The 12,786-nt window shown below is 31.3% G+C and carries 13 protein-coding genes; 10 read left to right on the forward strand and 3 right to left on the reverse strand.

Features of this window, described 5'->3' with window-relative positions; all coding sequences use genetic code 11:
* The first annotated feature begins 28 nt into the window (after nt 1-28).
* Nucleotides 29-370: a DUF2853 family protein gene (locus tag ACYX4H_RS12730; protein ID WP_475296201.1), complete on the forward strand. Its 342-nt coding sequence runs from the start codon at nt 29-31 to the stop codon at nt 368-370.
* Nucleotides 371-558: 188 nt separating this feature from the next.
* Complete coding sequence (locus ACYX4H_RS12735) at nt 559-1,395, forward strand: CvfB family protein (RefSeq protein WP_476236661.1); 837 nt, start codon at nt 559-561, stop codon at nt 1,393-1,395.
* A 3-nt stretch (nt 1,396-1,398) separates the two neighbouring features.
* Here ACYX4H_RS12735 and ACYX4H_RS12740 read toward each other — a convergent pair whose 3' ends face one another.
* On the reverse strand, nt 1,399-1,806 hold the full coding sequence (locus ACYX4H_RS12740; RefSeq protein ID WP_476236662.1) for a hypothetical protein: 408 nt from the start codon (nt 1,804-1,806) through the stop codon (nt 1,399-1,401).
* Between the two features lie 58 nt (nt 1,807-1,864).
* Nucleotides 1,865-3,055, reverse strand: coding sequence for an HYR domain-containing protein (locus ACYX4H_RS12745; RefSeq protein ID WP_476236663.1), 1,191 nt, complete (start codon nt 3,053-3,055; stop codon nt 1,865-1,867).
* Between the two features lie 121 nt (nt 3,056-3,176).
* Between ACYX4H_RS12745 and mnmE the strand changes: the two genes are divergently transcribed.
* Entirely contained in the window at nt 3,177-4,601 is a 1,425-nt protein-coding gene (mnmE, locus tag ACYX4H_RS12750; protein ID WP_476236664.1) for a tRNA uridine-5-carboxymethylaminomethyl(34) synthesis GTPase MnmE, read from the forward strand.
* 7 nt (nt 4,602-4,608) lie between these two features.
* On the opposite strand, the gene ACYX4H_RS12755 is transcribed toward mnmE, so the two are convergent.
* Nucleotides 4,609-5,241, reverse strand: coding sequence for a transglutaminase-like domain-containing protein (locus ACYX4H_RS12755; RefSeq protein ID WP_476236665.1), 633 nt, complete (start codon nt 5,239-5,241; stop codon nt 4,609-4,611).
* 140 nt (nt 5,242-5,381) lie between these two features.
* Here ACYX4H_RS12755 and ACYX4H_RS12760 point away from each other — a divergent pair, with 140 nt between their 5' ends.
* The 7 genes from ACYX4H_RS12760 (at nt 5,382) to ACYX4H_RS12790 (ending at nt 12,727) form a co-directional block, all read left to right on the forward strand.
* On the forward strand, nt 5,382-7,172 hold the full coding sequence (locus ACYX4H_RS12760) for a helix-turn-helix domain-containing protein (RefSeq protein WP_476236666.1): 1,791 nt from the start codon (nt 5,382-5,384) through the stop codon (nt 7,170-7,172).
* Between the two features lie 104 nt (nt 7,173-7,276).
* Entirely contained in the window at nt 7,277-8,122 is an 846-nt protein-coding gene (locus tag ACYX4H_RS12765; protein ID WP_476236667.1) for a CE1 family esterase, read from the forward strand.
* Between the two features lie 22 nt (nt 8,123-8,144).
* Nucleotides 8,145-9,227, forward strand: coding sequence for a serine hydrolase domain-containing protein (locus tag ACYX4H_RS12770; protein ID WP_476236668.1), 1,083 nt, complete (start codon nt 8,145-8,147; stop codon nt 9,225-9,227).
* A 9-nt stretch (nt 9,228-9,236) separates the two neighbouring features.
* Complete coding sequence (locus ACYX4H_RS12775; RefSeq protein WP_476236669.1) at nt 9,237-10,097, forward strand: SDR family oxidoreductase; 861 nt, start codon at nt 9,237-9,239, stop codon at nt 10,095-10,097.
* Nucleotides 10,098-10,099: 2 nt separating this feature from the next.
* Nucleotides 10,100-10,717 (forward strand): CatB-related O-acetyltransferase, encoded by a 618-nt coding sequence (locus tag ACYX4H_RS12780; protein ID WP_476238664.1) that lies wholly within the window; start codon nt 10,100-10,102, stop codon nt 10,715-10,717.
* A gap of 205 nt (nt 10,718-10,922) precedes the next feature.
* A complete protein-coding gene (locus ACYX4H_RS12785) occupies nt 10,923-11,567 on the forward strand; it encodes a hypothetical protein (protein WP_476236671.1) in 645 nt (214 codons plus the stop codon).
* Between the two features lie 35 nt (nt 11,568-11,602).
* Nucleotides 11,603-12,727 (forward strand): serine hydrolase domain-containing protein, encoded by a 1,125-nt coding sequence (locus tag ACYX4H_RS12790; protein ID WP_476236672.1) that lies wholly within the window; start codon nt 11,603-11,605, stop codon nt 12,725-12,727.
* Nucleotides 12,728-12,786: the final 59 nt, after the last annotated feature.

Raw genomic sequence — 12,786 nt, forward strand, 5'->3', positions numbered from 1 at the left:
TTACTAACACTTAAACACTAAATTAATCATGAGTAAACGTGACGAACTTATTGCAAAATACGCAGCAGATTTAAAAGAGAAATGTGGAGTTGATGCAGACATGGATTTTTTAACCAAAGTAACAATTGGTTGTGGGCCATCTATTTATAATGCAGATGCTTCAACCGTATCTGGTTCAGACCAAAAAGAATTAGACACCGTAAAAAACAACTTCTTAATTAAAAAATTAGGTTTAAGTGAATCTGATGATTTAGACGGTGCAATTGCTAGCGTAATTGAGCAATACGGTAAATCAAACAGAACAAAATACAGAGCTGTTGTATACTACTTATTAGCCAAACATTTTGGTAAAGAAGCTATTTACTCATAAATAGATATTCTTATAAAAAATATTAAGCGCTGCACATAGTAGCGCTTTTTTTATGCGCTAAACTTAAAAATATATTTGGGCGTTACCCCGATGAAAAATTGGGGTCAGGCTTTCCGCGTTACACGGTAACTTGCTTCAATCCTTAACGCAAAACACAATTTGTTAGTTTATATTACTACCTTTGCCACATGATGCAATTAGGAAAAATAAATACCTTAGAAATACTACGCGAAACAGACCACGGCGTCTATTTAGTAGATGAAGAAAATAACGAAGTTTTATTACCAAACCGTTATGTGCCAAGTGCATTTAAAATTTGGGATAAAATTGATGTTTTTGTGTATTTAGATAATGAAGAAAGACTTGTCGCCACCACCGATGTGCCTTACATAACTCTGGGCGATTTTGCCTTACTACGCTGTAGCCAAGTAAATGATTTTGGTGCGTTTTTAGATTGGGGTTTGGTAAAAGAACTCTTTTGCCCATTTAAAGAACAGTCCTTTAAAATGAAACCAGGCGGTTGGTATTTGGTACATTGCTATTTAGATGAAAAAACCGAAAGACTTGTAGCTTCAAGTAAAACAAACCATTTTTTAAGTAATAAAACATTAACAGTAAACCAATTTGATGAAGTAGATATTATAGTTTCGCATCCGTCTGATATTGGTTGGAATGTTATTGTAAATAAGCAACACACAGGCTTAATTTTTAAAGATACCATATTTACCGATGTAAACGTAGGTGATAAGTTTAAAGCTATTGTTAAAAAAATAAGACCTGGTAATAAATTAGACATTGTTTTAGGCCAAATAGGATATAGAAATATAGAGCCTAATGCTAAGCGTGTTTTAGAAATGCTAGAAGATAATAGTGGCTTTTTAAATTTAACCGATAAATCTGACCCAGAAACAATTAAAGACGTGTTGCAAATGAGTAAAAAGAGCTTTAAAAAAGCTATTGGAACTTTATATAAACAACGCCAAATAGATATTAAAACAGATGGTGTTTACTTATTAAATAAGTAAACACTAGTTTTCATTTACACAGGTTTTAACCCATTCAATAGCCAAATCTAAATCGGTAAAATTTTCTTTATTAAACTTAAAAAAGTGTTTTTCTAGGTCAAAAAGTTTATTGTTAATTACGTTGTAAATTACAGTAGCGTAGGCTTTTAAGTTGGTGAATTCTTTGGTAAACAAAGGGCCGTCTTTTAAATCAATGGCGTATGAGTTTACTCTATTACCAATAAAACCAAAAGGCTTATTACCGTAAAATTCTTTTATAAGTATCGTTGCTTCTTTAAAATTTTCAAAGTTAACAACAACCCCTTCCTTAAATTCTGCTATTAAAAATGTATCAAAAAAATATAATTTCCCTATAGGTATAATTTCTTCTTTTATACATTCATTTTTTAATAATGATGATTGTACTTGCATGGTGGTTTTGTAAAATGGGGCCCAAATATACTCTATTTTAATGTATTAAAACAATAAATTAGTTATCTTCTAATTTCCATGTTCTTACCCAGTCGTATTTTGTAGTTCTATCATCCCATGAGGCAGTTTCAAATAAATTATTTTCATCAATGGGGTTCCAATCATAGGTTTCAATAGCCATTGTAATATGTCCTTCCAAATCAAAGTTAGTTGGTGGTGTTATGGTGTAAGCATATTTACCATCTAGATAGAAAATAATTTCCGAAGGTGATTTCCACCAACAGCCATAAACAAAATATCTAGAATGATTTTTTTCTTCTAAGTTTATTTTAGCAGGTGCATTTTTGCTTTCAGTTTCTTCAGTATCACAAATTCTGTTATGTCTCCAAGTATTAGAATGGTAAATAGCATCCCATTTGCTTGCCCAAGATTGGGTTCCACTATGAGTTCTTCCAACACATTCTTGTATGTCTAATTCTAATTTTCTTAGTGGGCCTGTATTACAATTTTGAAGAAAGGCAATCCAGAATGTAGAAGACATAACGGTTTTGTTTGCTTGCATTTTACACTCATAATAATAACCATGTTTTGCTTTGGTTTTAGAGCGTAAAATAGCACCACCATGTGTCCAATTTATATTTTTTACATTTTTAGGGTTATCAAATTTTTCAACAGTAACATTAAGGTTTCCATTGCTAACAGTAACATTGTCGGCTTCAAACAGAGCTGGAGGTCTTCCGTACCAACCAAATGGATCTTTTGAAGGGTCTCTAAACCATTTAGAATCATCAAAACTAGCGTTATTAAATTCATCAGATAATTCTTCAACCTTAACCCATTTTTTGCCATTAGGTGTTGGGTTTATTTCAACAAAAAACGGCATATTTTCAGAGGGTGTATTTTGAGAAACAACAACATCAAAACTACAAGTGCTAGTGTTTCCGGCAGCATCTTTAACTTCAAAAGTATTGGTGGTAGTTCCTATTGGAAATAATTCACCCGATGCAATACCGCTAATTTGTGTTGTTATAGCCCCATCATTATCATCTGTACCAACAGGTGTTGTGTATGTTACAGCGGTTTCAGTAGTAAAATTATCAACAGAAATATTTATAGTTTCAAGGCAGTTAATTGTTGGCTTAATAGTATCGGCTGTTGGTGTGTTGTTATCATCATTACCGCTACTACAATTTGTAATTAATAAGCCAGCAGTTAAACAGCTTATAAATATCAGTTTTTGTTTAATCATTGTGCAATTGTTTAGTTTAGTATCACAAATTTTAACTTTATTATAATTTTTTAATGCTTCAAATGGTTATATGAATAAAACAAATGAGCCAAAGCACTAAATAATATTATATTTTTGCAGCATGATTAATAATGATACTATTGTAGCTTTGGCAACACCTTCAGGAGCAGGTGCCATTGCAGTTATAAGACTTTCTGGAAATGACGCTATTACTATTGCCGAAAAACAATTTAAATCTGTTTCTGGCAAGCAATTAGCCAAACAGCCAACGCACACTATACATTTGGGACATATAATTGAAGAAAATAGAACTTTAGATGAAGTTTTGGTATCTGTTTTTAAAAACCCTAATTCTTATACAGGTGAAAATGTAGTAGAAATATCTTGTCATGGTTCTAATTATATTCAACAAGAAATAATACAATTATTTTTAAGAAACGGGTGCCGAATGGCCACTGCGGGCGAATTTACATTGCGTGCTTTTTTAAATGGGAAATTAGATTTAAGTCAAGCCGAAGCTGTAGCCGATTTAATTGCTAGTGATAATGAAGCATCTCACCAAATTGCTATGCAACAAATGCGTGGGGGTTTTTCTACTGAAATTGCCAAATTACGCGAAGAGTTATTAAATTTTGCTAGTTTAATTGAATTAGAATTAGATTTTGCAGAAGAAGATGTAGAATTTGCCGATAGAACCCAGTTTAAAGATTTAACAGCTAGAATTTTAACGGTTTTAAAACGTTTAATAGATTCTTTTGCCGTTGGTAATGTTATTAAAAATGGTATACCAGTAGCTATTGTAGGAGAACCCAATGTTGGTAAATCTACATTATTAAATGCACTTTTAAATGAAGAACGTGCTATAGTAAGTGACATTGCGGGTACTACACGCGATACTATTGAAGACGAAATTTCTATTGGCGGCATAGGGTTTAGGTTTATAGATACAGCAGGTATAAGAGATACCAAAGATGTAGTTGAAAGCATTGGAATTAAAAAAACCTTTGAAAAAATAGAACAAGCACAGGTAGTTATTTATCTTTTTGAAGCTGATGTGTTTGTAAATGACACCGAAAAATCAAATCTACTGAAAGTTGAAATTGAAAAAATTAAAAACAAGTATCCGCAAAAACCGTTATTAATTATTGCAAATAAGTCTGATAAAATTTCTGAAGTACAATTTTCAGAATTAAATAAAGTACTAACAAATATATCTAAAACAGGAGCTAAATCTCAAGCTCAAATGTTATCGGCTAAAACAAATGACGGTGTAGAACAACTAAAAAATACACTTTTAAGTTTTGTAAATACAGGAGCTTTAAAAAATAACGATACTATTGTAACAAATACAAGACATTATGATTCTTTACTAAAGGCTTTAGAAGAAGTACAAAAGGTAAAATATGGTCTTGAAACTGGCTTATCAGGCGATTTGTTGGCAATAGATATTCGTCAGGCTTTATATTATTTTGGTGAGATTACGGGAGAAATATCTAATGATGATTTACTTGGTAATATTTTTGCTAATTTTTGTATTGGTAAGTAGTATTGTCTTAAAGCAACATTTCATTTTTATCTTTAAATTGCTCATATAATTCTGGGTAATTTTTTTTAAATGTTTCTTTGATAAAAATGAAAGGGACATCTTCAAAATGGCCGTAATCTTCTAAATATGTCATGAATTTATGGTCATCTTTATTATATTCTTGTAAAACGGCATCATGAGTACCATCAAAATCTAAAACATCAACATTGTAAATTTTACAAAGCTCTATATTGAATGCTGGTGAACATTTCACCCATTTTTCGTTGTAAAAAACATCAACTAACCCATGTGGTGCTAATTCATTAGTACCAATTATTTTTTCTAAACGTTCAGTAGCTATGTGGTTTGATACTTTAGCTAAATGTAGGCGGGCAGGAATATTAAATGAGCGTAAACAAGCAATATATAAAATGGCCTTATCAATACAATGTCCATGATTTTTTTTGGCAATATTACTAGCTTTAAAATGTGCTTTAGTTAAGCCAATATTAAAAGGTGTATAACGCCAATTGTCACGTATTTTTATATATAAACTCTCAATAATTTTTTGTTTAGAATGTAAATGCTCAAACTCTTTTGTTATATTTTTTATAACAGGGTTTTCATAATCAAAATAGTACGTGTTTGCTGTGTAATTCATAAATTAAAATTACAAATTTTATATAAAACATTACATTATTTCATTATGAAGTACATTTCAAGTTCTCTACAATATTGTTGCCTTTTGTATTTGTTATAAATTAATTCATATTTTTATCACTAAATAACTTATCAAATTTAGTGCAGATAAACAAAAAATCTATAGCTGTTCTACCATTTGTTAATATGAGTAATGATATTGACAATGAATATTTTAGTGACGGAATTACAGAAGAAATTATTAATGCTTTAACCAAAATTAAAGGTCTAAAAGTAATTGCTAGGACTTCTTCTTTTGCTTTTAAAAACAAAAGCATTGATGTTAGACATATTGGTAGTCAATTAAGTGTAGCAACCATCTTAGAAGGTAGTATTAGAATATTTAAAGATAGAATCCGCATTAATACCCAGTTAATACGAACAAATGATGGTTTTCAAATTTGGTCACAAAATTTTGATAGAAAATTAGATCATATTTTTGAACTTCAAGATGAAATAAGTTTAATAATTGCAGAACAGATTAGGGAAAACTTTGGGCACTTACATATACATAACCACATATCTATAATTGGAACTAAAAATATTTATGCTTATAAATTATATTTAAAAGGTAGAGCTTATCAACTTAATTGGGTTTTAGAAGATTATCTTAATGCAATAGATTATTATAAAAAAAGTATAGCAGTTGATGCAAATTTTTATGATGCTTACTTTGCATTAAGTAGATCCTATGGTATTTTATCTAGTTGGGGTTTTATAGATAAAACAGAAGGAGAAAGATTAGCTAAACATTATTTAAATAAAGGCTTAAAAATTAATTCATCATCTTATTTAGCATATTTTTCTCAATCTTCATTAAGTTTTTGGAACCAATGGAATTACACTAATGGCATAAATTTATTAAAAGAAACATTACATAAAAACCCAAACTATGCTATAGCTTATGAGGGTATTGCCGAAATATATATGGCTACTAATCAGTTAGAAAAAGCTTTACTAAATATTAATAAGGCTATAGAAATTAGTCCATTATCACCTAATCATCATTTTACTAAAGGAAATATTTATTTTCTAAAAAAAATGTATAACGAATCTATTTTACATTTAAATGAATGTTTAAGAATAGATCCAAATTTTAGTTTAGCAATTGAAACTAAATTAGCATGTTATATATTTTTAAACGACGTTTCAAAATTTGAAAACTTTATTGCTGTAATGCCACAACTAAATAATCCTGAAATTTGCAAAGCGTTATTTAGTTTGATTAATAAAAAACAATTAAAAAGACCTATTGACATTGCCACTATTGATATAGATGAAAGTTTTAAATATATATATCCTTGGCATTTTTATTTACTGATACATTATGGTAATACAGAAAAAGCACTAGATGTTTTAGAAGATAAAATGAAATTAAAAGTAGGTCAATTAGTTAACTTTCAATTAGATCCTTTTTTAGATTCTTTGAGAGAAAACAAGCGCTTTCAATTAATAACAAAACAAATTATTTCTTCAGAATCATTCTCAGAAAACAAAGAAGTTATAAATAAAATTGAAAGAGAAATTTCAAAACCTTCTAATGATTCTGAGATCAAGGAATATAAGTTGATTTTAGAGAATTTTATAAAAAACAATAAGCCATTTTTAAACCCAAATCTTTCATTAAAAGAACTAGGTGAAAGTATTGATTTACATCCTAATAAATTGTCTTGGTTACTTAATACTGAATTCAATAAAAATTTTAATGATTTTATAAACTACTTTCGTCTTAATCATTTTAAAACTATAGCCTTAAACCCTAAAAATTCTCATCTTACTATTCTTGGGTTGGCTTATGATAGTGGTTTTAATTCTAAAAGCGTATTTAATACATACTTCAAAAAAGCTGAAGGGATTACACCTAGCAAATGGGTGCAAAAACACTCTAAGTAAATTACTTTTCATTTCAAATTCCGAACGTTCTAAATTATAATTCGGAACGATTAGCACTGAAACTTGCTTCACCTTTGCCATACAATCAGTAAAATATTTTCAAAATGAAAAAACAAGTATGGCTTATTGCCTTTATGGCATTGATGGGTTTAAAACACAATGCACAAACACGATTTATAAAAGCAAACGACACCGTTAGACAGTTTACAATTTATAGTTCGTCAAAAATAAATTCAGACGAAAAAGTGCCATTATTGCTGAACTTTCACGGTTCTGGGATGACCGCAATAGAACATATGTTTTATACAAACACCAACGCTTTAGCCGAAGCAAAAGATTTTATTGTGGTGTATCCGCAAGGTCTCAATAACGATTGGAATGTAGGCTTTGAGCAAGACTACGATCATGGCACTAAAGATGTGGAATTCATACAAATACTTATACAAAAACTACAAAAACACTATCCTATAGATGTCGATAAAATTTATGCTACTGGCCTTTCAAGAGGTGGTTTTTTTATTCAACGCTTAGTTGCTGAATTACCCAATACGATAAAAGGTTTTGTTTCTGTAGGAGCACCTATGCCAAATGAAGTAAAAAACCGCATGCAGTCTTCAGAGCCCGTAAAAGCCATGTATGTTCATGGTACAGCAGATGAAATTGTTTCTCCCGATGGTATGAACAATGCATACCTTTCCGTCACTGACTGCTTAGACTATTGGAAACAAAGAAATAAATCAAATAAAAAAGCCTTGGTTTCTGAGTATGATGTTGTAGATGACAACACCTCAATAATAGTAGAAAATTATAACTCGGTTGCTTTTATGAAGATAAAAAACGGAGGTCATACTTGGCCAAATTCAGATCCTTTTAACGTCGGATTTCCTTTAGGTAAAACAACCCAAGACATCAATTTTAACGAACATATTTACAATTTTTTATTCCATTAAATCAATCAAAACAACAACAGTTATGACAACTTTACACAAATTATTAGTCGCATTAGCAGTTAGCATGGTGATCCTTTTTACATCATGCTCATCTGATGATGACAGTAACACACCTTCCGTTAATTACACAACCGCTGAAAATTTATTAACCGACATTAACTTTCAAGGCTATGTTATTATCACAAAAAATGGAAACGATTTGGTGCGCCAAGGTTTTGGCTTAGCCAATGAAAATACTGCACTTCCTCAGGATTACGAATTAGCTTACCGCATTGGTTCGGTATCTAAAACATTAACTGCAGCTGCAATTATTCAGCTAAAACGCGATGGTTATATTTCTAATTACAACCAAACGTTAAACGAATTTGATCCAGAGTTTCCAAATGGAAATCAAATTAGTATTGCACAACTTTTATCGCACCAATCAGGTATTCCAGATTATCAATTTGTGGTTGAAGATGCTGCAGCACAAGGAAGCTTTTTTGATGAAGAAGATATCTATGAAGTGATTATTGAATTAATTACAGAAAACGGACTCAACTTTACACCAGGCGCAGGGAAACAATACAGTAACTCTAACTACCTTATTGCGGCTTTGCTGGTTGAAGAACTTACTAACATGTCTTACCACGACTACATTCAGCAAAATATTTTTAATCCTTTGCAAATGACAGACACATACAGAGGTACTGATATTATTGACCAAAACACACATGCCGAAGGCTACAACAATGGTAGTGCAAATAGTGTTTACCCTATGAATTTAGCGTTTGGCGCTGGCGATTTTAGTAGCACACCAAAAGATATGGAAACTTGGACAAATGCGGTAAAGACGAACTGGTTTTCGGCTACGGAAAAAGACGATATATTCGCGCAAGATGTGCCAAGTGGTTATGTAGATTTTGGTTTGGGTTGGTTTACAACACAAGAAGGTAACACTACACTTTACTGGCATGGTGGCGATATCAATGGTTACTGGAGTATGATTGGCTTTATACCAGAATACGATGCTACTATTGTACTATTAAGCAATAAGCAAGACGATACTGGCACACAGCGTAATACTATTATTGAAAAACTATTAACAAAAGAGTTTAACCAATAAATTACAGATATGCAACATATCAATGTTTTATTGGCAGGTGCTACTGGTTATCTTGGCAGACATTTATTAAAGGTTTTAATAGAAAAACAAAACCAGGTGGTTGCTATTGTCCGTAACCCAAATCAGATTGATAATCCTAATGAAAACTATCTGGAAATTAAACAAGCCGAAGTCACCAAACCCGAAACTTTACGAGACATTTGTAAGGGCATAGACACGGTCATTTCAACCGTTGGCATTACGAGGCAAAAGGATGGTTTAACTTATATGGATGTCGATTATCAAGCAAATATGAATTTACTTGAAGAAGCTAAAAAGTCTGGTGTAAATCACTTTGTTTATGTGTCTGCTATTAATGGCGATAAACATCGAAATTTGAAAATTTTTGAAGCCAAAGAAAAGTTTGTTGACGCTTTAAAAACATCAGGATTAAATTATACCATTGTTAGACCTAATGGATTTTTCTCAGACATGAAAGATTTTCTGCAAATGGCAAAATCGGGTCGTGTGTATTTATTTGGATCAGGCAATCAAAAATTCAATCCAATTCACGGAGAGGATTTAGCAAAAGCTATTGTCGATAAATTAGAGGATTTCAACAACGAATTAACAATTGGAGGTCCTGATATATTAAGCTTAAATGATATTAGTAAACTCGCACTGACTTCATTAAACAAGCCCATAAAAATAACGCGTTTACCAGATTGCTTAAGACGATTCACTATTTGGACTTTAAGAACATTTACCAGCGTAAAAACCTATGGTCCTATTGAATTTTTCTTAACCTTAATGGCTGAGGATAATATTGCCCCAACTTATGGCGAGTATCATTTAAAAGACTATTTTAGAGAAGAAGCTAATACATTATGAATATGAACATTCCAGATCCAAATACCGTTTTTCCGTTAGCCAATTACGATAAGTTGTGCTTTTTGAAAAACTACATCAACAATCCTAATATTGAGGTTGGTGACTACACCTATTATGACGATTTTGAAGATGTTTCTAACTTTGAAAAAAATGTGAAATACCATTTCGATTTTATTGGTGACAAACTCATCATTGGTAAGTTTTGTATGATTGCTTCTGGCGCAATTTTTATTATGAATGGTGGTAATCATTTGACCGAAGCTACATCTGCTTACCCATTTGCTATTTTTGGTGGTGCGTGGCAACATGCAATGGATAGTAAAAACTATCCAACTAAAGGTAACACCGTAATTGGTAATGATGTGTGGATTGGTCACGATGCTACCATTATGCCTGGTGTAACCATTGGTGATGGTGCTATTATAGCCACAAAAGCAGTGGTTACAAAAAACGTAGAACCTTACACTATTGTTGGTGGCAATCCTGCAAAACCGATTAAAAAACGTTTTTCAGATGACATTATTTCAAAACTATTAGAACTTAAATGGTGGGATTGGGATATCGAGAAAATCACTAAAAATGTAGATAAACTCACCTCTCATCCAAAAGCGTTGTTTTAAAATAATACTCTAAAGATTAATTAAAGGTTTAGCACTAATTGTGTTAAGCCTTTTTTTTTATTCAAAAACCCTAAAAATCAGCAATAAGTGCTGAATTTCAAAAAGGTTTGAAATCATAATTCAGGACGATTGACTTTCACTTCTGTCTCATCTTTGTTCCATAAAATTAACAATCAAAAAACGAACAATTTAAACATCCATCACAATGAAAAAATTAGTAATTATCTGCTTAACACTTTTCACAATTCACGGTTTTGCTCAACAGATTTCCAAACAAGAAAAACACAATGACTCTGATTTAAAATACAGAGTTAGTTTTCCTGCTATTATCTTATCTAATATTGGTGACGGAGGTAAAAGAACCAACACACAACACATTGAATTACACGTTAAACGCGAGCTCGATGCCAAAAACATAGTTGGCGTAAAATTTGCCACTTGGCGTTTGTTTCAACCTATGGGAATTCAATGGTGGGATGGACTTACAGACAAAATAGATTCTGAAACCGAATTTTATCCTGGCTATTTACGCGAGACAGGTATAGGTATCTCATACCAACGTATGCTATGGAAAGGGTTATTTGCTTCAATTGAAGTATTACCATTATACAAAACGTATTTAGATCTTAATGACAAGAAAATAGCCAACGGTTTTAAACTCTACAACTCATATCATATTGGTTATCATTTTGCTTTTGGTAAAAAGAAACAGTTTTTTATAGAACCACAATTTCATTGTAATGTTTGGCATTTTGACACCAATACGCCAGATTCATTTAAGCAACTCGACAAGAAATGGGATTCCTATTTTCTGTTTGAACCTAACCTTTATATTGGTGTAAAATTTTAACTTACAAAACCATTATTCAACAAATCACTAATATTATGAAACATCTATTTCTAGGTATAATATTTTTAGTTGGATTATCAGCTATTGCTCAACAAACAATAGAAACAACAATTAAAAAATATTTTAAAACCGAATTAGTAAAGGAAAATATAAAAAGTGGAATGCTACACGTGTATTCTGAATCCCGTGGTGTCGATATTCAGATTGCGGAAAGTAAAGAAGATTCTATTTCAATAAATCATCCATTTTATACAGCTAGCATTACCAAGATGTTTACCGCAACAGCAATTGGTATTTTAAAAGATAGAAAGTTATTAAGTTTTGAAGATAAAATTGCTCAGTACATACCAGATTCTTTGGTGAATAATCTTCATGTTTTAAATGGTAAAAACTATTCAAAAGATTTAACCATCGCACATTTATTACAACACACCTCTGGTTTACCTGATTATTTCACCGATGAAACTAACGACGGAAGTCCGAATATCATCAATCAACTATTAATGAATCCTAATAAATTGTGGTCTGCTGAAGGACTGATTCAATTTTCTAAAGAAAAAATGACACCTCATTTTGTTCCTAGTAAAGGTTATCATTACACAGATACTGAATATGTGCTTCTAGCCTTAATTATTGAAAATGTTAGTGGTTTACCGTTAGAAGAGTTCTTTAAGCAGCATATTTTTCAACCATTGAATATGAATAGTTCGTACATGAACTTAAAATCTAAAGCTATAGATAATAAACGTTCTATAGTTAAATTCTATGCAAGTCAATATGAATTATCTTCTCTTAAAAGCTTAAGTGCCGATTGGGGCGGAGGCGGCTTAGTCTCAACCACTCACGATTTAATAGCATTTTTAAAAGCCTTTAATACCGATAAAATTGTAAAGAAAGACACACGTTTAGCCATGCAAAATTGGGTAACTGAATCAAAAGGAATGGAATACGGTTTTGGGATAAGACAAGTGTCTATTGATGAATTAACTAACACAGAATCTGACTTGCAGCTTATTGGTCATTCTGGATCTACAGCGTCGTTTTTATGGTATTGTCCGCAATTAGATACTTATATTTCGGGGACTTTTAATCAATTAGAAGTTTCGAAAAGTGCCATGATTTTGGTAAATAATGTAATCAATCTAATTAAAAAGAATTAATAAAAAATCTTAATAATTTAAAAATACGTTACTCAAAAATTATTACATCTTCGAAAACT

It is taken from the genome of Seonamhaeicola sp. ABD4_340 (genome assembly GCF_056312135.1).